The sequence below is a fragment of the Halalkalibacter sp. AB-rgal2 genome, from assembly GCF_041821005.1.
Lineage (GTDB): Bacteria > Bacillota > Bacilli > Bacillales > Bacillaceae_D > Halalkalibacter.
Genome location: NZ_JBGUAV010000004.1, coordinates 42,157 through 67,452, shown reverse-complemented (window position 1 = coordinate 67,452; position 25,296 = coordinate 42,157). Strand labels below are relative to the sequence as shown.

Genomic DNA, 25,296 nt, shown 5'->3' with positions numbered 1-25,296 from the left:
TGGTCGTCATTAGATGCAATCTATTCAAACGGTTTTAGCGGTCATTGTTATTTTTGGCCTTCTCGTATCCATTCATGAATGGGGACACCTTTATTTTGCTAAACGTGCAGGAATACTTTGCCGTGAATTTGCTATTGGATTTGGACCGAAAATTTACTCTTTTAAAAAGAACGAAACGGTTTATACAATTAGACTCTTGCCGCTCGGTGGGTTTGTTCGAATGGCTGGTGAAGACCCCGAGATGATTCAAATTAAACCAGGATACGAGATTGGTTTAGTTTTTAATCAAAAAGGAAAAGTTTCTCAAATAATCATTAATAACAAATCAAAGCATCCTGAAGCACAAGTTGTGCAAGTTGAAAAGATAGATCTGGAAAAGCATCTAGTTGTAGAAGCTTATAACCAAGAGGAAGAACTTGTTCAATATGAAATTGATGAGAAAGCACACTATATTCAAGATGAACAAGCAACTCAAATTGCTCCGTGGAATCGTCAGTTTGGATCTAAATCAGTAGGTCAACGAGCGATGGCTATATTTGCAGGGCCAATGATGAATTTTGCCTTAGCGGTTGTTATTTTAATTGCTTATGCTTTATTGCAAGGTATGCCTGTTGATGAAGCAAGAATTGGCGATGTGACTAGTGATGGGGTAGCCATTTCAGCAGGGCTACAAAAAGATGATGTAGTCTTGTCTATTAATAATCATTCATTATCGACGTGGGAAGAAATGACATCGATCATTCAAGAACACCCAAATGAGGAGCTTATTTTTGAAGTAGAGCGTGAAGGTGAAACATTATCCATTCCTGTTGTTCCAGAAGCTAGGGAAGGACAGTTTGGAGAAAATGAAGGGTTTGTTGGTATTCGTGGTCCGACAGAATTCTCGATCGTCGGAGCTGTTCAATTTGGTTTCACTCAAACATACATGTTTGCTTCAATGATTTTTGAAGTGTTAGGAATGTTGTTTACTGGAGAATTCAAGTTAGACTATGTTTCAGGCCCTGTCGGTATTTATAATTACACAGGTGAAGCGGCAGCGTTAGGAATATTTGTGTTAATGCAATGGGCAGCTGCATTGAGTGTAAATTTAGGTATTATTAATTTATTGCCTTTACCAGCAATGGACGGTGGTCGATTGACGTTTATTGGATTAGAGGCTTTGCGTGGAAAGCCAATTGACCCACAGAAGGAAGGCTTTGTTCATTTTATTGGCTTTGTCTTATTAATGTTATTAGTTATTGTCGTAACATGGAATGATATAACGACGTTATTTATGTAGGAACGAACAAGTATCTAAATAGAAAGGAATTTGAAGGATGCGACAACGTACTTATTTATCACCTACACTTCGTGATATCCCAGCTGATGCGGAAATTAAAAGCCATCAATTGATGCTAAGAGCCGGGCTTATTAGGCAAACAGCTTCAGGAATTTACTCTTACTTACCTTTAGGCAAAAGAGTATTAAAAAAAGTAGAAGAGATTATTCGTAAAGAAATGGACGCAACTGGTGCACAGGAAGTATTAATGCCAGCTATTCAGCCGGCTGAGCTTTGGGAAGAATCAGGTCGCTTAGGGGCATACGGTCCTGAGCTTATGAGACTGCAAGATCGACATGAACGTGATTTTGTTCTTGGTGCTACTCATGAAGAAGTCATTACGTCTCTTGTGCGTGACGATATAAAATCATACAAGAAACTCCCAGTAAATGTTTATCAAATTCAGACGAAATATCGTGATGAAAGACGACCTCGTTTTGGAGTTTTACGTTCACGTGAGTTTATCATGAAGGATGCTTATTCGTTTGATACAAGTAAAGAAGGCTTAGATGAAAGCTATAAAGCTATGTACGAAGCTTATAAGCGCATTTTTTCAAAATGCGGGCTTGATTTTAGAGCGGTTGAAGCAGACTCAGGGGCTATCGGTGGTACTGATACACATGAATTTATGGTGCTAAGTGAAATTGGTGAAGATACAATAGCTTATTCAGATGCATCAGATTTTGCTGCTAATATTGAAATTGCTCCAGTGAAAGCTGTGTCAGCAAACCATAATGAACAGCGAGTATTAGATGTTGAGAAGAAGGAAACTCCTAATGTAAAAACGATTGAAGAGGTTACGGCGTTTTTAAATGTAGATGCTACGCAAACGATTAAATCATTGTTGTTTATGATTGATGAAGAACCTGTGCTTATACTAGTACGTGGAGATCATGAAGTGAACGAAATTAAAATAAGTCATTTGTATCCTGGAGCTCAATCCATTGAATTGGCAACGATTGCTCAAACAAATGAATATTTAGGGTGTGAACCTGGATTTATCGGACCTCTGCAAGTTAAAGATATTACAATCATTGCCGATCATTCTGTTCAAACGATTGTAAATGGTATTTGTGGGGCGAATGATAAAGACTATCATTATATAAATGTGAATGTCGAGCGAGATGTTTCTGAGCTTAAGTATGCGGATATCCGTTTCATTCAAGAAGGTGATCCTTCACCAGATGGGAAAGGTACGATACGTTTTGCAAGAGGAATCGAAGTCGGCCATGTATTTAAGCTAGGAACGAAATATAGTGAAGCGCTAGGTGCTAGTTTTTTGAATGAGCAAGGTAAAGCAGAACCGATGATTATGGGTTGCTATGGCATTGGTGTTTCACGAACTGTTGCTGCTATTGTTGAGCAAAACCATGATGAAAATGGAATTGTGTGGCCAAAGGAAGTATCGCCATTTGATCTCCATTTAATTTCGATCAACATGAAAGATGATACACAAAGTCAACTAGGTGAACAGCTATATAGCCAGTTAAGAGAAATGAACTATGATGTGCTCTATGATGATCGCCCTGAGCGAGCTGGAGTCAAATTTAAAGATTCTGATTTATTTGGATTACCAATTCGAATTGCAATTGGAAAAAGAGCAGCTGAGCAAATAGTAGAAGTGAAAGTAAGAGCGACAGGCGAAATGTTAGAGGTCAAAATTGACGAACTAGAGTCAACAATAAAGCAATTAATAGAGAAATGATCGTTTTAGACTTTAGCATAAATTGTCGACAAAAACCCTGCTATAAAGTAATCTTATAGCAGGGTTTTTATATGAAAATGAACGTATGTTGAAATGGGGAGGATGAACGATGCCTGAGGAGCAGATTCGTAAAGAAAGGTTATTATTACTATTACAGCAAATACAACTTCCTGAACAGTTCATTCAACAACACTTCGAGAATGGGCTTATACGTAAACTTCAAATAGATAAAAAGAATCGCACATGGCATTTTTATATTGAGTTAAAAACGATCGTACCTTCTTCTGTCTATGAACTATTTTCAGTTCAATTAAAACAAGCATTTGAGCATATTGCAGCTGTAGAGTTTACGTTTATTTACGAGCAGAAGGAAATGTCTGAAGATGAGTGGATCGAATATTGGCCTTTCATTGTGACACAGGTACAAATGATTTCAGAGGGGATTAGACATTTACTAGCTAAGCAAGTTCCACGTTATGATGGTCGGCGACTTATGATTTCGGTTAGAAATGAAACAGAAGCTGTTGCTCTTAAGCGCAAAGTAACGGAACCATTGCAAGATGTCTTGGAAATGTTAAGCTTACCAATTGTCCAGCTTGAGACAAATGTTCACGAATCAAAGCAGGAGTATGAGCAATTTGTCGAAAATCGCAAGAAGGAAGATCACTCTAAAGTGGTGGAGGCTATTTTAGAAAAGAAAAAACAAGAAGAACAAGTAGAGAAGAAAGTTAGCGATAAAAACCTCATGATTGGCTATTCAATTAAAGATGACCCTGTTTTGTTAGAAACTATCCGGGATGAAGAACGACGGATAACTGTACAAGGTTATGTATTTAATGCTGAGACGAGGGAATTGCGAAGCGGTAGAACGTTGTTAACATTTAAAATCACCGATTACTCTGATTCTATCTTAGTGAAAATGTTTTCTCGAGATAAGGAGGATGTTCCTTTATTACAAGCGATAAAAAAAGGAATGTGGGTAAAAGTAAGAGGTGGTGTTCAGAATGATACATTTGTTCGTGATTTAGTTATGATTGGTAATGATGTTAATCAGGTTGTCCCTAAAGAGAAGCAAGATACAGCGAAAGAAGATGAGAAGCGTGTGGAGCTTCATCTGCACACAACTATGAGCCAAATGGATGGAATCGTTTCAGCAGGTCGTTATGTTGAACAAGCTGCTAAATGGGGACATCAAGCAATTGCAGTCACCGATCATGGTGTTGTACAAGCCTTTCCAGAAGCTTATTCAGCAGGGAAGAAACATGGTGTTAAAGTACTATTTGGGATTGAAGCAAACTTAGTTGATGATGGAGTGCCAATTGCTTATAACGAAGCAGAGCGAAACCTGATGGATGATGAATATGTCGTATTTGATGTTGAGACAACTGGCTTATCAGCTGTTTATAACACGATCATTGAATTAGCTGCAGTTAAGATAAAAGATGGGGAAATTATTGATCGGTTTGAGTCATTTGCAGACCCTCATGAACCATTGTCTAATACGATTATTGATTTAACAGGAATTACAGATGATATGGTTAAAGGCCAACCAGAAGTGGAAGAGGTACTTGAAAAGTTTAAAGCATTTGTGGGGAATGCCATTTTAGTCGCACATAATGCCAGCTTTGATATGGGCTTTCTTAATGTTGGCTACCGAAAGATGGGGTTAGGAGAAGTACCAAACCCTGTAATTGATACGTTAGAATTAGGACGATTTTTGTACCCAGAATTAAAAAATCACCGGTTGAATACGCTATGTAAGAAATTTGACATTGAATTAGTTAGTCATCACCGAGCGATTTATGATGCTGAGGCGACGGGGTATCTATTATGGAAAATGGTAAAAGACGCAAATGAGCGTCAGATTCATTCTCATCACCAGTTAAATGATCATATGGGACAAGGTAATGTTCAACGTCAAAGACCTTTCCATTGTATTATCCTTGCACAAACTCAAGAAGGGCTTAAAAATCTATATAAGCTTGTATCGATGTCACATGTCGATTACTTCTTTCGCACGCCAAGAATTCCTAGATCTCAGTTAAATAAGCTGCGAACTGGCTTGCTTATCGGTTCCGCGTGTGATAAAGGTGAAGTATTTGAAGGAATGATGCAAAAATCACCGCAAGAGGTAGAAGAAATTGCTACCTTCTATGATTATTTAGAAATTCAGCCATTAAGCAATTATGCACATTTAATTGAAAAGGAGCTAGTCAAAAATGATTCTGCTTTGCAAGAAATTGTGACAAACATTGTGAAACTTGGCGAGAAACTAAATAAGCCTGTTGTTGCTACTGGAAATGCTCATTACCTTGAAGAAAAAGATTATATTCATAGGAAGATCTTGATTGCTTCTCAAGGTGGGGCAAATCCATTAAACAAACAACAGCTACCTAAAGTCCACTTTAAAACGACCAATGAGATGCTAGAGGAGTTTCGGTTTCTTGGAGAAGATGGGGCGAAAAAAGCTGTCATAGAGGCATCACAACATATTGCAAACATGATCGAGGAGATTCATCCGATTCCTGATGACCTTTATACTCCAAAAATTGAGGGAGCCGATCAGGAAATGCGTGATATGAGTTACAATCGTGCTCGTAGTATTTACGGGGACACATTGCCTGAAATTGTAGAAAGCCGACTTGAAAAAGAATTGAAAAGTATCATTGGCCATGGGTTTGCGGTCATTTATTTAATCTCACAAAAATTAGTTAAAAAGTCGTTAAATGATGGCTATTTAGTTGGTTCTCGAGGTTCAGTTGGTTCATCATTTGTTGCAACAATGACAGAAATAACAGAAGTGAATCCATTACCGCCGCATTATGTTTGTCCTAAGTGTCATCACTCACATTTCTTTGACGATGGTTCAGTTGGTTCAGGGTTTGATTTACCAGATAAAGATTGTCCTGAGTGTGGAACGGCTTATATAAAAGATGGACAAGATATTCCATTTGAAACGTTCTTAGGTTTTAAAGGTGATAAAGTTCCTGATATTGATTTGAACTTTTCTGGTGCCTACCAACCGAGAGCTCACCATTATACAAAGGAACTATTCGGTGAGGAGTACGTATACCGTGCAGGGACAATTGGGACCGTTGCTGAGAAGACAGCATATGGTTATGTGAAAGGTTATCAAAGTGACTATAATTTAATGATGCGCGGAGCAGAAATTGATCGTCTTGTCTCAGGCTGTACTGGTGTAAAGCGAACAACAGGGCAACACCCAGGTGGTATTATTGTTGTACCAGATTATATGGATATACATGATTTTTGCCCGATTCAATTTCCAGCAGATGATAAAAATGCAGAATGGAAAACGACACATTTTGATTTTCACTCTATTCACGATAATCTTTTGAAGCTTGATATACTTGGTCATGATGACCCGACTGTTATTCGAATGTTACAAGATTTAAGTGGAATTGACCCGAAAACCATTCCTACCGATGATCCGGAGGTCATGAAAATCTTTAGTGGCCCTGATGTACTAGGAGTGACTGAAGATCAAATTATGTGTAAAACGGGTACTTTAGGAATACCGGAGTTTGGGACACGCTTTGTTCGACAAATGCTCGAAGAAACAAAACCAAGTACATTCTCGGAATTAGTCCAAATTTCTGGACTCTCACATGGAACAGATGTCTGGTTAAATAATGCGAATGAATTAATTTATGAGGGTATATGTGAGTTGAAAGACGTCATTGGTTGCCGGGATGATATTATGGTCTATTTAATTTACAAAGGGTTAGAACCATCACTTGCGTTTAAAATTATGGAATTTGTTCGTAAAGGGAAAGGCCTTCAACCCGAGTGGATTGAAGAAATGAAAAAGCATGATGTTCCAGATTGGTATATCGGTTCGTGCCAAAAGATTAAATACATGTTCCCGAAGGCACACGCTGCTGCTTATGTATTAATGGCAGTAAGGATCGCATATTTCAAAGTACATCATCCTATTCTTTACTATGCATCTTATTTCACCGTTAGAGCGGATGATTTTGATTTAGATACGATGATTAAAGGTTCAAATGCAATTAAAGCAAAGATTGAAGAAATCAACTTAAAAGGATTAGATGCTGCACCAAAGGAAAAGGCTGTACTAACCGTTCTTGAGCTAGCTCTTGAGATGTGTGAGCGAGGATTCTCATTCCAGAAGGTTGACCTCTATCGTTCTAGTGCAACGGAGTTTCAAGTAGAAGGAACGACATTATTGCCACCATTTAATGCGATGACAGGCGTAGGGACAAATGCTGCCTTAAATATTGAAAAGGCACGAGAAAATGGAGAGTTCCTATCTAAAGAAGATTTGCAGCAACGTGCAAAGTTAACGAAGACCGTATTAGAACACCTGGATGAACACGGTTGCTTGGGTGATATGCCAGATTCTAATCAATTGTCATTGTTTTAAATGATTCTTCTAACGATACGTTTGTTGAAAGGATTGCATTGACGTATAGAGTATGGTATTGTATTTATGGTAATACTTAGAATACATTCACGAGAAAGAGTGGGGGAAACCCACTCTTTCCTTTGTTCCATGGGATGAAATTGAACATGATAAATTGCTAAATTTTAATGAGGTTTTGTGAAATCACTTATAATAAGTGAGGAGTGAACCTTTTGGTTGCTGTTTAGCAAGGAGGTACTAATGAGTAAAAAGACAACTGAAATGGCTTCAGAATTGGTATCACCAATTCTTGATAGCCTACAATTGGAATTAGTTGATGTTGAATTTAAAAAAGAAGGACCAAATTGGTTTTTACGTGTGTTCATTGATTCTGACAGTGGAGTTGATCTAGAAGACTGTAGTAAAGTGAGTGAACATTTAAGTGAAAAGCTAGATGAGCTTGATCCAATTGAGCAAGCATACTTCTTAGAGGTTTCTTCACCAGGGGCCGAACGTCCTTTAAAAAAGGAAAAGGATTTTACGAAGGCAATTGGTAAGAATATTTATGTGAAGACATATGAACCTATTAAAGGTGCTAAAGAATTCGAAGGTCTTTTAACTTCATTTGATAATAGCACGCTAGAGCTTGAAGTGAAGGTTAAAACACGAACTAGCGCGGTTGAAATTCCGATTGATAAAGTAGCCAATGCAAGATTGGCGATTGTATTTTAAGCTCTTAATTTTGGAAGGGGGAAATAAACTCCATGAATAGTGAATTTATGGATGCACTAGTTACGTTAGAAAAAGAAAAAGGTATTAAAAAAGATGTTATTATTGAAGCTATTGAGGCTGCTCTTATTTCAGGGTATAAACGAAACTTTAATCAGGTACAAAATGTACGTGTCGATGTAAATCGAGAAAATGGTAGCATTCGTGTTTTTGCGCGCAAAACCGTCGTGGAAGAAGTATTTGATGCTAGGTTAGAAATCTCTTTAGATGAGGCTCAAAAAGTCAATCCAAACTATGAAGTCGATGATGTTGTGGAGATTGAAGTAACGCCAAAGGATTTCGGTCGAATTGCTGCACAAACGGCTAAACAAGTTGTTACACAACGTGTTCGGGAAGCTGAGCGAGGAATTATATATGCTGATTTCATCGATCGTGAAGAAGACATTATGACGGGGATCGTTCAAAGACAGGATCACCGCTTTATTTATGTCGACTTAGGAAAAGTCGAAGCGCTTCTTCCTTTAAATGAACAGATGCCAAATGAGTCGTATCGTCATAATGATCGTATAAAAGCTTATATTACGAAGGTCGAGAAGACAACAAAGGGACCGCAAATTCTTATATCACGTACACATCCAGGGCTTTTAAAGCGATTATTTGAACTAGAAGTTCCAGAAATCTATGATGGAACAGTTGAAATTAAATCGGTTTCTCGTGAAGCGGGTGATCGGTCAAAGATCGCAGTGCATGCTGATAATCCAGAGGTAGACCCAGTAGGCTCATGCGTAGGGCCAAGAGGACAACGTGTTCAAACGATCGTTAATGAATTAAAAGGTGAGAAGATTGATATTGTTCGTTGGTCTGAGGATCCTGTTGAGTATGTTGCGAATGCACTTAGCCCGTCAAAGGTTTTAAAGGTAAAAGTAAACGAAGAAGAGAAAATGACACAGGTTATTGTTCCTGATTATCAACTTTCATTAGCAATTGGGAAGCGAGGGCAAAATGCTCGCTTAGCAGCAAAGCTTACTGGTTGGAAAGTAGATATTAAAAGTGAATCTGATGCAAAGGAATTAGGTTTGTTTGATGAAGAAGGCTTTATCACTGTCAAAAATGATGAAGACGTATATAGTACAGACCAACCCTTTTAATAGAGGAGATGGTGGAAGATGAAGAAACGCAAGATTCCTCTTCGGAAATGCATTGTAACAAATGAAATGAAACCGAAGCAAGAACTGATTCGAATTGTTCGTTCACCAGAAGGAGAAGTCTCCATTGACCCTTCTGGCAAAAAAAATGGTCGTGGGGCGTACATCACAAACAGTGATGAATGTTTTGAGCTAGCTAAGAAGAAAGATGTCCTATCAAGGCACTTACAAGTTCATGTTGATTCTGATGTCTATGATCAACTTCAGCTTGCAAGTAAGAAAGGAAGGAAATAATGGCTAAATGGCTTTCGCTTTTAGGCTTAGCTGCAAGAGCCCGAAAACTTGTAACCGGTGAAGAACTTGTTCTAAGTGAGGTTAGAAGGTCGACTGCGAAGCTAGTATTAGTTGCACAAGATGGTTCAGACCTGACAAAAAAACGAATCATAAATAAATGTGAATATTACAATATCCCCATCCGACTCGTATCAAATCGAGTTGAACTTGGACAGTCTATTGGGAAGCCAGAAAGAGTTGTTGTCGCTGTAATGGATGGTGGTTTTGCGAAGAAATTAATCGCTCAAATAGATGAATGATGTTGGAGGGAAGTACATGAAGAAAATGCGAATATATGAATATGCTAAAGAGAAGAATGTAGCAAGTAAAGAAGTCATTACAAAGTTAAAAGAAAAAGGGTTTGAAGTTTCGAATCATATGTCTGTTCTTGACTCGAAAATGTTAGAGTCTCTCGAAGGGAAAAGTGAGAGTAACGAGTCGTCTAAAAAGGAAGACACAAAACAGAAGAAACAAGATAAGCCTAACCGTCCTGCGAATCAGAAGAACGGTCAGCATCAGCAGAAAAAAGGAAACACGAATAATAAAAAGAAGCCACAAAGAGGTCATCAAAACAAAGGCCATCAACAACAAGCAAAACAAAATCAGCAGTCGAAAGCACCTCAACCTCTTCCGGAGAAAATCACGTATCAAGAATCATTAACTGTAGGAGAATTAGCTGCTAAAATACACAAAGAACCATCTGAAATTATTAAGAAGTTAATGTTCTTAGGTGTAATGGCGACGATTAATCAAGATCTCGATAAAGATACAATTGAATTAATTGCTGGTGATTATGGGGTTGAGGTAGAGGAAGAAATTGTAATCGATGAAACCGACTTCGAAAGTATGATTGAAGAGGATAAAGAGGAAGACTTAGAAGAGAGACCACCAGTTGTGACTATTATGGGGCACGTTGACCATGGTAAGACAACTTTATTAGATTCTATTCGCCATACAAAAGTAACTGAAGGAGAAGCCGGTGGAATCACTCAGCATATTGGCGCATACCAAGTTGAATCAAACGGTAAGAAAGTAACATTTCTTGATACTCCTGGACATGCTGCCTTTACAACCATGCGTGCGCGTGGAGCACAAGTAACAGACATCACGATTCTAGTTGTTGCTGCTGATGATGGTGTTATGCCACAAACGAAAGAAGCGATTAGCCATGCGAAAGCAGCAGGAGTTCCGATTATTGTAGCAGTTAATAAGATTGATAAAGAGTCAGCTAATCCTGATCGTGTCATGCAAGAGCTTACAGAGTATGAACTTGTACCTGAAGCATGGGGAGGAGACACAATCTTTGTTAATGTCTCAGCCTTAGCGGGAACTGGTATTGATGAGCTACTAGAGATGATTTTGCTCGTTTCTGAAGTGGAGGAACTAAAAGCGAACCCTAATAAGCTTGGACGCGGAACTGTCATTGAGGCTGAACTAGATAAAGGTCGTGGTGCAGTTGCCACTTTACTCGTCCAAGCAGGGACATTAAAAGTAGGAGATCCAATTGTTGTTGGATCAGCTTTTGGTCGTGTTCGAGCTATGGTAAATGATCTTGGTCGTCGAGTGAAGCAAGTCGGACCTTCCACACCAGTTGAAATTACCGGTTTAAATGAAGTGCCACTTGCGGGAGACCAATTCCAAGCATTTGAAGATGAAAGGAAAGCGCGTCAAATCGGTGAGGTTCGAATGAGCCGTCAGCGTGAAGCAAACCTTGCGTCTAGTTCAAAAGTGAGCCTGGATGATTTATTTGATCAAATTCAGCAAGGTGAGGTAAAGGAAATCAATATTATCATCAAAGCTGACGTACAGGGCTCTGTTGAAGCGATGAGAGGTTCACTTGAGAAAATTGAAGTGGACGGTGTGAAAGTAAAAATTATTCATACAGGTGTTGGAGCGATTAATGAATACGATGTGATGTTAGCCTCTGCCTCAAATGCAATTGTGATTGGCTTTAACGTTAGACCAGACGTAAATGCAAAACGCACAGCAGACTCAGAAAAGGTAGATGTGCGCCTACACCGTGTTATTTATAATGCAATCGATGAAATAGAAGCAGCTATGAAGGGGCTTCTTGATCCTGAATATGAAGAAAAAGTCATTGGTCAGGTTGAAGTTCGAACAACATTTAAAGTTTCTAAAGTTGGAACGATTGCCGGTTCCTATGTCACTGATGGAAAAGTAACTAGGGATTCAACCGTTCGTCTTATTCGTGATGGCATTGTCATTTATGAAGGTGAAATCAATGCTCTAAAGCGTTTCAAAGATGATGCAAAGGAAGTTTCTGCTGGGTATGAGTGCGGGATTACGCTTGAGAACTTTAATGACATTAAAGAAGGTGATGTCATCGAAGCGTACGTTATGCAAGAAATTGAACGGTAATGGTTATCGGCTCAGTACGCTTAGAGCTCCTTATATATGATGTGCAATCGTTAAAAGAAAAGCGTTCTATCATTAAAAGTGTACAATCAAAATTAAAGCAAAAATACAACCTGTCAGTAGCAGAAGTAGGTCATCACGATGTTTGGCAGCGCGCTGAACTTGGGATTGTGACTGTGTCAATGAATAAAAAAGTATGTGAACGAGAACTGCAACGGGCATTGGCGCTGATTGACTCTATACCTGCTATTGAACGAACTGTGATGACCTTTGAATGGTTGTAGGCTTATAGGAGTGAAAAAAACATGGGTAATGTTCGATCGCATCGTGTTGGTGAGCAAATTAAAAAAGAGTTAAGCGACATTATTATGCGAGAAGTGAAAGATCCTCGTGTGAAGTTTGTTACGGTTACGGGAGTAGATGTAACGGGTGATTTACAACAAGCGAAAGTGTTTATTACAGCACTTGGTAATGAAGAAGAAAAAGAGGCGACGATACAAGGGTTATCAAAAGCGAGGGGCTTTATCCGTACTGAAATTGGAAAGCGAATTCGTTTGCGAAAAACTCCAGAGCTTCTGTTTGAGTTTGATGAGTCAATCGAATATGGTAATCGCATTGAGACGCTTTTACAAGATGTAAATCGCAAAGATCATTAATATGTAGGAGGATAGAGGAGGTTTCCGTCTATCCTCTTTTACGGTTTAAGTGGAGGTTATTGTATGGAACAAAGCGGAATTCTTGTATTACATAAGCCAAGAGGCTATACTTCACATGATTGTGTCATGAAAATAAGAAGAATTTTTCAAACAAAAAAAGTGGGGCATACAGGGACTTTAGATCCGGATGTTAATGGTGTTTTGCCTATTTGTATTGGTAAGGGAACGAAAGTTGTTGAATATATGTCAGGATATGAGAAGGAGTACAATGCTGAGCTGACGATCGGTTATTCCACAACGACAGAAGATCGAAGTGGTGATATTTTAGAAAGTCAGGCTGTTACTGAAACATGGACAAAAAAGGAAATGGAGACCGTTCTCGATGAATTTGTTGGTCATATTGTTCAAGTTCCTCCGATGTACTCAGCTGTGAAAGTGAACGGTAAACGATTATATGAGTATGCTAGAGAAGGAAAAGTGATCGAGCGTCCGAAACGTCATGTACAGATTAAACGATTACAGCTAATATCTGATGTCGAGCACAAAAACAATCAAGTTTTATTTCGATTCAATGTTTTATGCAGTAAAGGTACATACGTGAGAACACTAGCGGTTGATATTGGAAAACGTTTAGGGTATCCAGCTCATATGTCTGATCTCGTTCGAATCGGGGCAGGACCTTATAAATTAGAGGACAGTTTTACATTTGAGCAATTAGAATCTTTAAAGGAAAAAGGAAGCCTTCATACCGTTTTGCAGCCTTTTGAAACGGCTATTAACCATTTTCCAAAAGTAGTTGTTGCTACCGAAGTGGAACCATTGATAAAAAATGGAGCTGTAATACCTTTTGATCACAAATGGTCACGCTTTTCTGTTTATAATGAAGCAGGAGAGTGTTTAGCTATTTACAAAGAACATCCTGAAAAAGAAGGTAAGTACAAGCCAGAGAAAATGTTCTGGATAGGTGGACAGCCTTTGCAGTGAAGAGAAGAGGTGAATAGATGGAAACGATTTTTATAAAGCATCCGATTGAGGCAAATGAATATAAACAACGTACAGTTATGGCTTTAGGTTTTTTTGATGGTGTTCATAAAGGGCATCAGCTTGTCATTGAGCAGGCAAAGAGTGAGGCGAATGCGAGTGGTGTACCTTTATCTGTTATGACCTTTTATCCACATCCTTTAGAAGTATTAAGGCCTGATAACGAACGGATGCACGTTATTACATCGTTGCCGGACAAAATGAAGTATTTAGAACAGCTAGGTGTCGATTATTTATACGTAATAGAATTTTCGATTCCATTTTCACGCCTTACTCCTCAACAGTTTGTTGATGATTATTTACGATCTTTAGAAGTCATTCATGTGGTGGCTGGCTTTGATTTCACATACGGAGCAATGGGTAAAGGAAACATGAAAACATTGATCGATCATGCTCAAGGCCAATTTAATTTGACAACTGTTGATAAGCTTAGTGAGAATAACGAAAAAGTTAGTTCAACACGTATACGTAAATTAATTGTCGATGGGGAGATTGAACATGCCGCTCACCTACTATCACGAGCTTATGTGATAAAAGGGACTGTAAGTGATGGGGAAAAAAGAGGCCGTCAAATTGGGTTCCCTACTGCTAATATTGCGATAAGGGAGCCTTATACAATTCCGAAGGTCGGTGTTTATGCAGTAGAGTTCATAGTCGATCAAAAAAAGCATGAAGGCGTCTGTAATATTGGATATAAACCGACTTTTCATGCTGAGCGTGAAAAGCCATCAATTGAAGTTCATATATTTAATTTTGACCAGTCGATATACGGAAAAGAAGTAGAGGTAAGATGGTTAAAACGAATTAGAGATGAGCAAAAATTTTCTAATGTTAATGAGTTAGTAAGTCAAATTACTAAAGATAAACAGACAGCAAAAGCGTTTTTTGCAAATCGATAATATTATGGGGAATTAGTGTTGTTTTAAGAATAGGAAGGTTGGTTAATTTAGTGTTTGTGCTTGCAATCTAAAGGTTGAAAGGTTACACTATATATGTACGTATGTACAATCCGTTTCTTGGCATACCGACTCACCGACGGTTGCTAGGGAATAGGAGATTATTGAGAAGGAGGTGGATAGGATGGCATTAACTCAAGAGCGTAAAAATGAACTGATTGCGGAGTTCAAAACGCACGATACGGACACTGGTTCTCCAGAAGTTCAAGTAGCTATCCTTACTGAGCAAATCAACACATTAAATGAGCACTTACGTACTCATAAGAAGGATCACCATTCACGTCGTGGTCTTTTAAAGATGGTTGGTCAACGTCGTAATCTTTTAACTTACTTACGTAAGAAAGATGTTACACGTTATCGTAACCTAGTTGACAAGCTTGGTTTACGTCGATAGTTATGTCAGAAAGCGGGAGTGTTCCCGCTTTTTTCTTAGTATTTCAGCTTTTATGTTAAAAGTGGCTAGGGAAAAGAAATGAATACATATGTTCTAGTATGGGATTGAACCCTTCCCTTATAAAATGATGTTTGGAAGGTTATAATAAATGTATTGATATTGGTGTACGAGAGGAGTACGCGTAAATGGAACAAACGAATCATGTATTTACAATGGATTGGGCTGGTCGGACTTTAACAGTTGAGACTGGACAATTGGCCAAGCAAGCAAATGGAGCAGTACTTGTAAGGTATGGAGACTCTGCGGTGTTATCGACAGCGACAGCTTCAAAGGAACCTAAAGATTTACCTTTTTTCCCCTTGACGGTAAATTATGAAGAACGTTTATATGCAGCTGGTAAAATCCCAGGTGGTTTTATTAAACGTGAAGGTCGTCCGAGTGAGCGAGCGATCCTAACGAGTCGTCTAATTGATAGACCGATTCGCCCACTTTTTCAAGATGGATTTCGTAATGAAGTTCAAGTCATTAGTATTGTGATGAGCTCTGATACGAATGCTTCATCTGAAATGGCGGCTATGATCGGATCATCATTAGCTCTATCTGTATCAGACATCCCATTTGAAGGGCCAATTGCCGGTGTGACGATAGGTCGATTAGATGGAGAATTTATTATTAATCCAACAACGGAGCAACTTGAGAACAGCGATATTGATTTAGTTGTAGCTGGAACGAAAGATGCGATTAATATGGTTGAAGCAGGAGCAAAAGAAGTATCGGAAGAAGCCATGCTTGAAGCGATCATGTTTGGCCATGATGAAATTAAGAAATTAATTACATTTCAAGAGGAAATTGTAGAAGCTGTTGGAAAAGAGAAGATGGAAGTCACCTTAAAAACGATTGATACTGAATTGGAGCAAGAGGTTCGGTCGATAGCTGAGGCAGAGTTAAAAGCTGCTGTACAAGTTCAAGAGAAACATGCTAGAGCTGAGGCGATTGATTCAATTAGTAATCGTGTTAAGGAATCATTTGCTGAGCGTGAAGACATTAAATTAGATGATGTGAGTGAAACGCTACACAAAATTGTGAAGGAAGAAGTACGCCGATTAATTACGGTTGAAAAAGTACGTCCAGATGGTCGTCAAGTGGATGAAATTCGGCCTCTATCATCACAGGTGAAACTTCTACCAAGAACTCATGGATCTGGCTTGTTTACACGTGGACAAACTCAAGCATTAAGTATTTGTACGTTAGGTCCTTTAGGAGATGTTCAAATCTTAGATGGACTTGGTATAGAAGAATCAAAGCGCTTCATGCATCATTACAATTTCCCACAATTTAGTGTTGGTGAAACAGGTCCAATCCGTGGTCCTGGTAGACGTGAAATTGGACATGGCGCACTCGGTGAACGTGCTTTGGAGCCGGTTATTCCTAATGAAGCTACGTTCCCTTATACAGTTCGACTCGTATCTGAAGTATTAGAATCAAATGGCTCAACATCTCAAGCGAGCATTTGTGCAAGTACGCTTGCGATGATGGATGCAGGTGTACCAATTAAAGCACCTGTTGCCGGGATTGCGATGGGACTTGTGAAACAGGATGAATATGTCACAGTTTTGACGGATATTCAAGGTATGGAAGATGCTTTAGGTGACATGGATTTCAAAGTAGCCGGAACAAAAGAGGGTGTAACCGCTCTGCAGATGGATATTAAAATTGCTGGTATTAACCGCGAAATTCTTGAAGAAGCATTAGCACAAGCTAAAAAAGGTCGTCTTGTTATTCTTGATAACATGCTAAGTGCAATTGGCGAGTTCCGACAAGAGCTATCGACATATGCTCCTAAAATCTTGACGATGCAAATTAACGCTGATAAGATTCGTGATGTTATTGGTCCAAGTGGAAAAGTAATCAATAAAATCATTGAAGAAACAGGAGTTAAAATTGACATTGAACAAGATGGAAAAGTGTATATTTCATCTGTTGATATGGAAATGAATCAAAAAGCAAAGACAATTATTGAAGATCTCGTTCGCGAAGTTGAGGTTGGACAAACGTACCTCGGAAAAGTAAAACGTATTGAGAAATTCGGTGCTTTTGTTGAATTGTTCAAAGGAAAAGATGGACTTGTTCATATATCACAGCTTGCGGAGGAACGAATAAATAAAGTTGAAGATGTTGTAAAAATCGGTGATGAAATCTTGGTTAAAGTGACAGAAATTGATAATCAAGGTAGAGTCAACCTTTCAAGAAAAGTGGTATTAAAAGAACAAAAACAAGATCAGTAATGATGTTCGGGGATTGGGGGTAAAGCCTAGTCCCCCTTTTTGTTCTAACCTGTCCCTCTCTTGCATAATATCGGATGAGAGGAGGCAAAGGAAATGGGGAAAAAGTTCATTCATATTTGTACATTTGCAATTGTTATTTTGTTATCATTTAGTATCGTTCAAAATCCATTCTCAACTCATTATTTGCATACCTTAAAATATGAATCTGAAGCAGTTTTAAATGAACAAGATCCACTGTACAAACAAATTATGGCTAGTGCAAAGGAATATGAAGAGCCTGCGATAGATGCACGGATTGATCGAGTTTGGAAAGCAATACCGGGATATAATGGAATACGTGTTGATATAGATGCTACATATGAAAAAGTAAAAGATGACATGCAATTTGATGAGCGCAAAATCGTTTTTGAAGAAGTAGCTCCGTCTATCCATTTAGACGATCTTCCACCTGCTGCAATTTATAAGGGGAACGAAGAAAAACCGATGGTTGCTTTTCTCATTAATGTAGCTTGGGGAAATGAATACATTCCAGAAATGCTGAAAACGTTAAAAAAACATAATATTCATGTAACGTTTTTCTTAGATGGCTCATGGGTTAAGAAAAACCCACAATTAGCAAAAATGCTTATTGAAGAAGGGCATGAAATCGGCAATCATGCGTATTCCCATCCTGATATGAGTAAATTGACGAAAGAAAGGGTAGATGAAGAATTGGAAAGAACAAATAAAGCAATTGAAGCGGCATTAGAAGTGACACCGAAATGGTTTGCTCCTCCAAGCGGAAGCTATAATCAAGCAGTCGTTGATCGTGCTGAACAATTTGGAATGAAAACCGTTATGTGGTCAGTTGATACTATAGATTGGCGTAATCCATCAGTAGAAGAAATGGTTCAACGAGTAACGAATAAACTGCACCCTGGTGCGATGATACTCATGCACCCAACTGAATCAGCTGCTGGAGGCTTAGAACAGCTTATATTAAACAGCAAAGAAAAAGGATTTAAAGTAGGTACGGTTTCAGATTTACTATCAGAAAAAAGGGTGTTACTAAATACGTTTGACGAAAATAGGAGGATCACGAATGGTCAAGACAATTAAATTAGACAACGGTGTTCGTATTGTATCTGAGCATATTCCATCTGTCCGTTCTATTTCAATAGGGATATGGGTAGGTACAGGGTCCAGATTTGAAAAGGAAAATGAAAATGGGATTTCTCATTTTATAGAACATATGCTGTTTAAAGGAACAAAGACAAGGTCAGCTGCCGATATTGCAGAAGAATTTGATCGTATTGGTGGTCAAGTCAATGCATTTACGTCAAAGGAATATACCTGTTATTATGCGAAGGTTTTGGATACACATTCGAAGGTAGCGGTTGATGTACTCTCCGATATGTTTTTTCATTCAGTCTTTGCAGAGGATGAATTAGAAAAAGAAAAGAATGTTGTATTTGAAGAAATTAAGATGGTTGACGATACTCCAGATGATATCGTGCATGATTTGTTAAGTGAAGCTACCTATGGAAATCATTCATTAGGATATCCGATTTTAGGAACAGTTCAAACATTGGGAGAATTCAATGAAAGTCATTTAAGAGATTACATGAATCAATATTATACAGGGGATTATGTTGTCATATCAGTAGCTGGAAATATTACTGATGATTTAATGGAACAATTAACGAATACATTTGCAAAGGTTAAAAAAACCCCCAACAAGCCTATATTAAACAGCCCAGTCTTTTCACCTAATCATGTTGTTCGTAAGAAGGATACAGAGCAAGCTCATATTTGTCTTGGGTATCCAGGCTTACCAATTGGACACGATGATGTGTATGGGCTGATTGTGTTGAATAATTACTTAGGCGGAAGTATGAGTAGTCGCCTATTTCAAGAAATTAGAGAGAAGAGAGGGCTATGTTATTCCGTTTTCTCATACCATTCTTCGTATTGTGACAGTGGATTACTAACTGTTTACGCTGGAACGGGTCATCAGCAGTTAAATGATTTAGCAGAAGCGATTCAATTAACGATATCAGAACTTGCGGAGAAAGGATTATCTGAACAGGAACTGAAATATGGAAAAGAGCAATTAAAAGGAAACATCATGCTAAGCTTAGAGAGCACAAATAGTAGAATGAGTCGGAATGGGAAGAATGAATTGTTATTAAATCAACATCGTTCACTTGATGAAATGATTAAAGAGATTGATCGAGTAGAATTAAACACAGTAAATCAATTAGCTTCATCGATTTTAACAAAAAATCCATCGATTTCACTTATTCAACAAAATGAATCGATTCCAAGCATATTTCAATAGTTCCATGAAAGGGCACTTGAAAAGTGAAAAAAACAAACTTTTTCAGTGCCCTTAGCGAGGTGGTCTTTTTTTGATTCATCGTTCATATGGTGTACAAAACATCGATAAGGAGGATGGAGATGAGGTTAAGCGAAATTAGTAATAAAGAAATCATTGATTTTCAAAAAGGAGAACGGTTAGGTATATTAGGGCAAACTGATTTACAAATTGACGAAGAGACAGGAGAAATACAAGCTTTTATTATTCCAACGATGAAATGGTTTGGATTCGGAAAGAAGGATAAAGAGTATACTGTTTATTGGAAACAAATTAAAAAGATTGGTGAAGACATGATCATTATTGAATTAGAAGCAAATTCAGATGAAATGATGTAGTCTTAATCATGAAAGCTCGCCATACTGGCGGGTTTTTTTTGTTCAGAAATAAAGAAAAAAATACAATAGGCATTGTGGTCGATTGGAGTAGATCTTACGAGAAAAGTCTAGAATGATTTTCTTTATTTGCTCATCTTCTATTCATTCACCTATTATTCCATTAGTTCATATGATGTGGTATATCGGTGTTGTTCTCGTCTTGCGTTTGATTTGTGTGGCAGATGCGTATAGAGAAGTGTTGTTTGTGAAAGGAGAACAGAGTTTTCATGTTAACAAATAAACATATTGTTCTGCTCGGTGGAGACGCCCGTCAAATTGAAATTATTCACAAGTTATCAAGTTTAGATGCACAATTAACTTTAGTTGGGTTTGATCAATTGAATGATGGGTATATTGGTGCGACTAAAGAAGTAATTGAACACGTTGATTGGTCAAAAACGGATGCCATCATTTTGCCGGTAAGTGGTATGAGTGTAGATGGACATATCGATACGATTTTCTCGAATGAACCGATCATATTTAAAGAAGAATTTTTACTTGAAACACCTGAGCATTGTGTTATTTACACAGGAATAAGCAATGACACGTTAGATTCGATCGTGAGTTCGTGTGATAGGTCATTAGTAAAGCTAATGGAACGTGACGATGTAGCTATATACAATTCGATCCCCACTGCAGAAGGAACTGTCATGATGGCTATTCAGCATACGGATATGACCGTGCATCGTTCCAACATTGCTGTTCTTGGATTAGGGAGAATCGGTATGTCGTTAGCACGAACATTTGCGGCATTAGGAGCTAAAGTGAAGGTCGGAGCGAATGATCCTGCACAAATTGCGAGAATTACAGAAATGGGATTGGAACCATTTCATACGAATCAAATCATTGAACATGTAAAGGATGTTGACATTGTGATCAACACCGTACCAAGTATGATTTTAACGGCAAAAGTATTAATGGGGATGAAGTTACATGCTCTCATCATTGATCTTGCATCAAAACCAGGGGGAACTGATTTTAGGTTTGCCGAGAAGCGCGGAATAAAAGCACTGCTAGCTCCAGGCTTGCCTGGAATTGTCGCTCCTAAAACAGCTGGTCAAATTCTTGCTGCTGTTTTAGCGGATTTGTTAGCGGAGAATTAAGAGTTGAAGGAGGATAATAAATGGGATTAGAAGGCAAGCACATTGGTTTTGGAATATCGGCATCACATTGTACGTATGAAGAGGTTGTTCCTCAAATTGAAAAATTAAAACAGCTAGGTGTAAAGGTAACTCCTTTCGTATCACATAATGTCCAGACAACGGATACGAAATTCGGTACAAGTGGCTATTGGTTAAATAAAATTCAAGATTTAACCGGACAGTCAATAGTTGACTCCATTGTAAAAGCTGAACCATTTGGTCCGAAAACACCTCTTGATTGTATGATCATTGCTCCAATAACAGGGAATTCAACGAGTAAGCTCGCTAATGCACAGACAGATGGACCTGTTTTAATGGGAGCGAAGGCTACGCTTAGAAGTGGGAGGCCAGTCGTCCTTGGTATATCTACAAATGATGCACTTGGATTAAATGGAGTCAATATAATGCGATTAATGGCAACAAAAAATATTTATTTTATTCCTTTTGGTCAGGATGATCCTATGAATAAGCCAACCTCTCTAGTAGCAAGAATGGAAGCATTAGTTGATACTGTTGAGTCTGCTATAGCTGGGAAGCAATATCAACCTGTCTTAATCGAAAAGTTCAAAGATTAAGCAAATTGCGGTGTTGCACAAAAGCCAACTATCCCTTACAGTTTAATAGGAGAAAAAATTGAAACGAACTTGTCTTGGATATGCTATAATCATTCCATCTATTCGTTATTAAATTGTAGTAGTGAAGGGAGATTACCAAAATGTCAAATCAATTTCATGTAGCTGTTGTTGGTGCAACAGGCGCAGTAGGTCAACAAATGCTTAAAACGTTAGAGGAGAGAGACTTTCCGATTGGAAGTTTAAAGTTGCTTTCTTCTAAACGTTCTGCGGGGAAAGTAATCACTTTTAAAGGTCAAGAATATACTGTAGAAGAGGCAACTTCTGAGTCATTTGAAGGTGTGCAAATTGCATTATTTAGTGCAGGGGGATCTGTTTCCAAAGCTCTCGCTCCTGAAGCGGTAAAGAGAGGTGCGATTGTCGTTGACAATACGAGTGCATTTCGAATGGATCCAGAGGTGCCATTGGTAGTCCCAGAAGTAAATGAAGAAGACCTAAAAGAACATAATGGTATTATTGCAAATCCAAACTGTTCAACGATTCAAATGGTCGTAGCACTTGAACCGTTACGTCAAAAGTATGGCTTATCTAAAGTGATCGTTTCAACGTATCAAGCAGTATCAGGTGCTGGTCTTGAAGCGATTGAAGAAATGAAACAACAAACTAAAGATATTTTAGAAGGCAAAGATGTTACTCCTGAGATTTTACCTGTAGGTGGAGATAAGAAACATTATCAAATTGCGTTTAATGCGATTCCACAAATTGATCTATTCCAAGATAATGGGTACACATTTGAAGAAATGAAAATGATGAATGAAACGAAAAAAATCATGCATATGGCAGAGCTTGAAGTGGCTGCAACATGTGTACGCCTTCCAGTTGAAACAGGGCATTCAGAATCAGTTTACATTGAAACTGAAAAAGGTGGAGCAACTGTTCAACAAGTAAAGGAATTGCTTGAAAATTCTCCTGGTGTCACGTTGCAAGATGACCCTGCTAATCAAGAGTATCCATTAGCTTCAGATTGTGTCGGGAAAAACGATGTCTTTGTAGGGCGTATTCGTAAAGATTTAGATCGTGATAATGGCTATCACATGTGGATTGTTTCTGATAACCTCCTTAAAGGGGCAGCATGGAATTCTGTTCAAATTGCTGAAAGTCTCGTGAAGCTTAATCTTCTAAAATAAAAAAGAAGGTGTATCATGAAAGTCATCGTCCAAAAGTTCGGTGGCACGTCTGTCCGAGATTTATCTAGTCGCCAGTTAGCAGCAGACCATGTCCGAGAGGCTGTTAAAGAAGGATTTAAAGTGATTGTTGTTGTTTCTGCTATGGGAAGAAAAGGTGAACCTTATGCAACAGACACTCTTTTAAATTTAATTGACACAAAAAGATTAATGCCACGCGAACAAGATTTACTTGTTTCGTGTGGTGAATTAATCTCGGCGGTCGTCTTTACTGATTTATTACGATCTTTAAATATAAAGGCAACGGCTTTTTCTGGTGCAAAAGCGGGATTTCAGACAAATGACGAATTTACGAATGCAAAGATTATGGCAATGGACTGTGATAACCTTATCCAACAGCTCGATCTCGTAGATGTTGTTGTCGTTGCTGGATTTCAAGGAATAACAGTCGATGGAGATATTGCGACACTTGGTCGTGGAGGTAGTGATACTTCAGCTACGGCACTTGGCGCTGCTGTGAAAGCAAAATGGGTCGATATCTTCTCAGATGTAGAAGGAATTATGACTGCTGATCCTAAAGTTGTACAGGAAGCAAGGCCTTTACATGCTATTACGTACGAGGAACTATCTAACTTAGCTTATCAAGGTGCTAAGGTCATTCACCCTCGCGCTGTCGAAATTGCCATGCAAGCACAAGTTCCGATCCACATACGTTCAACGTATTCCAAACAAAAAGGTACGACAGTTACAACGAAGCAACAAATACGTGATCGTTTAATTACTGGTATTGCCCATCGTAATGGTGTGTCGCAACTAAAGGTATCTTCTAAAGATGGTGAATTTGATTTTCAAGAAATCGTTTTTAAGACAATGGCCAAAGCCCAAATTAGTATTGATTTCATAAATATGAATCCTAATGGAGTTATTTATACAGTTAATCAACATGAAGTCGATAGGGCTATTTCTGAATTAGCAAAAGTCGGCTATACACCTGAAGTGGTACGATATTGTGCGAAGGTATCTGCTGTAGGTGCTGGTATGGCAGGGGTTCCGGGTGTAACCGCACAAATTGTTAGTGCTCTATCACAAGAAAATATCCAAATTCTCCAATCAGCTGATTCACATACAACGATATGGGTTCTCGTAAAGGAAAAGGATTTAACCCGTGCCGTTAATGCTCTACATCGTATCTTTCAACTTGATCAAGTGGAACACCAACAAGGAGTGGAAGAATGATGGACATCGGAAAAGTCATAACAGCAATGCTAACCCCTTTTGATAGCGAAGGAAAGGTTGATTATGAACAAACGAAAAAGTTATTGGATCATCTAATTGCTAATGGTAGTGATGCTATTATTCTAGCTGGTACGACAGGTGAGTCACCTACATTGACCTATGATGAAAAAGTTAGCTTATTTCAGCTAGCTGTAGATTACACACAGAAAAGAGTTCCTATTATCGCTGGAACCGGAACAAATAATACTCGAGCATCCATTCATCTTACAGAAGTGGCTACGAAGCTCGGTGTAGACGGAATTATGCTCGTTTCTCCTTACTACAATAAACCCTCACAACTAGGTATATATGAACACTTCAAAGCTATTGCTCAAGCAACCCATTTGCCTATCATGCTCTATAATATTCCGAGTCGAACAGGAAGTCAGATTGATGCTAGTACAACGATATCTTTGTCGAAGATTGCGAACATTCAAGCAATTAAGGAAGCTAGCGGTGATCTAGAACAAATTGCTACAATTATTGAAAATACAGATGACCATTTTCAAGTCTATACAGGTGATGATTCTCAAACCTTACCGTCATTAGCAATTGGCGCGAAAGGTGTAGTCTCCGTATCTGCGCATCTTATCGGTAAAGAGATGCAAAAAATGATACACGCCTATTTAAATGGCAACGTAGTAGAAGCAGCTCAATTACATCGCCAGCTGTTACCTATTATGAAATCATTATTTATTGCACCTAACCCTGTATGTGTGAAATATGCTATTTCTCAATTGCATTTCAACGTTGGTTCAGTTAGGTTACCACTAGCTCCCATTACAAAAGCAGAAAAAGAATTAATCGATCAACAAATAAGACAAATTTAAAATGATTAAATGACAGCACGTTCAGCTATAACGTTGAACGTGCTGTTGTGTTGAAGAGTTCTGATTATAAACATTTCCATAACGTTCATTCATAGTATAATCGAGGAAAGACAGTCTTGTGTTTTAATTTGCTTTTCATGTATACTATGGATAGATGATTTGTTCGGGTTAGAAATGGAATCAATGTATTGGATGAGCTGAGTGGGTATAAGTATGCCTTCATGTATTTATTGCA

22 protein-coding genes are annotated in these 25,296 nt (G+C 38.4%); all 22 read left to right on the top strand.

Annotated features, from left to right (window positions below; all coding sequences use genetic code 11):
• The first annotated feature begins 22 nt into the window (after positions 1–22).
• The 22 genes from rseP (at position 23) to dapA (ending at position 25,061) form a co-directional block, all read left to right on the top strand.
• Entirely contained in the window at positions 23–1,279 is a 1,257-nt protein-coding gene (gene rseP, locus ACERJO_RS04730) for an RIP metalloprotease RseP (protein WP_373646848.1), read from the top strand.
• A 37-nt stretch (positions 1,280–1,316) separates the two neighbouring features.
• Positions 1,317–3,023 carry a proline--tRNA ligase gene (locus ACERJO_RS04725; RefSeq protein WP_247104004.1) on the top strand — a complete coding sequence of 569 codons (1,707 nt, stop codon included), beginning with the start codon at positions 1,317–1,319 and terminating at the stop codon, positions 3,021–3,023.
• Positions 3,024–3,132: 109 nt separating this feature from the next.
• Positions 3,133–7,431, top strand: coding sequence for a PolC-type DNA polymerase III (locus ACERJO_RS04720; RefSeq protein ID WP_373646717.1), 4,299 nt, complete (start codon positions 3,133–3,135; stop codon positions 7,429–7,431).
• Between the two features lie 240 nt (positions 7,432–7,671).
• Positions 7,672–8,142, top strand: a complete 471-nt coding sequence (gene rimP, locus ACERJO_RS04715; protein ID WP_247104006.1) for a ribosome maturation factor RimP — start codon at positions 7,672–7,674, stop codon at positions 8,140–8,142.
• A 32-nt stretch (positions 8,143–8,174) separates the two neighbouring features.
• Positions 8,175–9,287 carry a transcription termination factor NusA gene (gene nusA, locus ACERJO_RS04710; protein ID WP_247104007.1) on the top strand — a complete coding sequence of 371 codons (1,113 nt, stop codon included), beginning with the start codon at positions 8,175–8,177 and terminating at the stop codon, positions 9,285–9,287.
• Between the two features lie 18 nt (positions 9,288–9,305).
• Positions 9,306–9,578 carry an RNase P modulator RnpM gene (rnpM, locus tag ACERJO_RS04705; protein WP_247104009.1) on the top strand — a complete coding sequence of 91 codons (273 nt, stop codon included), beginning with the start codon at positions 9,306–9,308 and terminating at the stop codon, positions 9,576–9,578.
• The gene (locus ACERJO_RS04700) at positions 9,578–9,877 is read left to right on the top strand and encodes a YlxQ family RNA-binding protein (protein WP_247104010.1); all 300 of its coding nucleotides are present in this window, start codon (positions 9,578–9,580) and stop codon (positions 9,875–9,877) included. Before rnpM ends, ACERJO_RS04700 begins: the two co-directional genes overlap by 1 nt.
• A 16-nt stretch (positions 9,878–9,893) precedes the next feature.
• Positions 9,894–11,996 (top strand): translation initiation factor IF-2, encoded by a 2,103-nt coding sequence (gene infB, locus ACERJO_RS04695; RefSeq protein WP_247104011.1) that lies wholly within the window; start codon positions 9,894–9,896, stop codon positions 11,994–11,996.
• Entirely contained in the window at positions 11,996–12,277 is a 282-nt protein-coding gene (locus ACERJO_RS04690; protein ID WP_247104012.1) for a DUF503 domain-containing protein, read from the top strand. The genes infB and ACERJO_RS04690 overlap by 1 nt, the downstream gene beginning before the upstream one ends.
• A gap of 21 nt (positions 12,278–12,298) precedes the next feature.
• Complete coding sequence (gene rbfA, locus ACERJO_RS04685; protein WP_247104013.1) at positions 12,299–12,649, top strand: 30S ribosome-binding factor RbfA; 351 nt, start codon at positions 12,299–12,301, stop codon at positions 12,647–12,649.
• Between the two features lie 63 nt (positions 12,650–12,712).
• Entirely contained in the window at positions 12,713–13,633 is a 921-nt protein-coding gene (gene truB / locus ACERJO_RS04680; RefSeq protein ID WP_373646713.1) for a tRNA pseudouridine(55) synthase TruB, read from the top strand.
• A gap of 17 nt (positions 13,634–13,650) precedes the next feature.
• On the top strand, positions 13,651–14,589 hold the full coding sequence (gene ribF / locus ACERJO_RS04675; RefSeq protein WP_247104015.1) for a riboflavin biosynthesis protein RibF: 939 nt from the start codon (positions 13,651–13,653) through the stop codon (positions 14,587–14,589).
• A gap of 181 nt (positions 14,590–14,770) precedes the next feature.
• Positions 14,771–15,040: a 30S ribosomal protein S15 gene (gene rpsO / locus ACERJO_RS04670; RefSeq protein ID WP_035340672.1), complete on the top strand. Its 270-nt coding sequence runs from the start codon at positions 14,771–14,773 to the stop codon at positions 15,038–15,040.
• Between the two features lie 185 nt (positions 15,041–15,225).
• Positions 15,226–17,325, top strand: a complete 2,100-nt coding sequence (gene pnp / locus ACERJO_RS04665; RefSeq protein ID WP_247104016.1) for a polyribonucleotide nucleotidyltransferase — start codon at positions 15,226–15,228, stop codon at positions 17,323–17,325.
• A gap of 93 nt (positions 17,326–17,418) precedes the next feature.
• The gene (locus ACERJO_RS04660; RefSeq protein WP_247104017.1) at positions 17,419–18,423 is read left to right on the top strand and encodes a polysaccharide deacetylase family protein; all 1,005 of its coding nucleotides are present in this window, start codon (positions 17,419–17,421) and stop codon (positions 18,421–18,423) included.
• The gene (locus ACERJO_RS04655) at positions 18,407–19,645 is read left to right on the top strand and encodes a M16 family metallopeptidase (RefSeq protein WP_373646712.1); all 1,239 of its coding nucleotides are present in this window, start codon (positions 18,407–18,409) and stop codon (positions 19,643–19,645) included. Before ACERJO_RS04660 ends, ACERJO_RS04655 begins: the two co-directional genes overlap by 17 nt.
• 119 nt (positions 19,646–19,764) lie before the next feature.
• The gene (locus ACERJO_RS04650) at positions 19,765–20,019 is read left to right on the top strand and encodes a YlmC/YmxH family sporulation protein (RefSeq protein WP_247104019.1); all 255 of its coding nucleotides are present in this window, start codon (positions 19,765–19,767) and stop codon (positions 20,017–20,019) included.
• Positions 20,020–20,285: 266 nt separating this feature from the next.
• A complete protein-coding gene (dpaA, locus tag ACERJO_RS04645) occupies positions 20,286–21,161 on the top strand; it encodes a dipicolinic acid synthetase subunit A (RefSeq protein WP_247104021.1) in 876 nt (291 codons plus the stop codon).
• Between the two features lie 20 nt (positions 21,162–21,181).
• Positions 21,182–21,775: a dipicolinate synthase subunit B gene (locus tag ACERJO_RS04640; RefSeq protein ID WP_373646711.1), complete on the top strand. Its 594-nt coding sequence runs from the start codon at positions 21,182–21,184 to the stop codon at positions 21,773–21,775.
• Between the two features lie 140 nt (positions 21,776–21,915).
• Positions 21,916–22,959: an aspartate-semialdehyde dehydrogenase gene (gene asd, locus ACERJO_RS04635; RefSeq protein WP_373646710.1), complete on the top strand. Its 1,044-nt coding sequence runs from the start codon at positions 21,916–21,918 to the stop codon at positions 22,957–22,959.
• A gap of 15 nt (positions 22,960–22,974) precedes the next feature.
• A complete protein-coding gene (dapG, locus tag ACERJO_RS04630; protein WP_373646709.1) occupies positions 22,975–24,192 on the top strand; it encodes an aspartate kinase in 1,218 nt (405 codons plus the stop codon).
• On the top strand, positions 24,192–25,061 hold the full coding sequence (gene dapA / locus ACERJO_RS04625) for a 4-hydroxy-tetrahydrodipicolinate synthase (protein WP_247104029.1): 870 nt from the start codon (positions 24,192–24,194) through the stop codon (positions 25,059–25,061). The genes dapG and dapA overlap by 1 nt, the downstream gene beginning before the upstream one ends.
• The last annotated feature ends 235 nt before the right edge of the window (positions 25,062–25,296 follow it).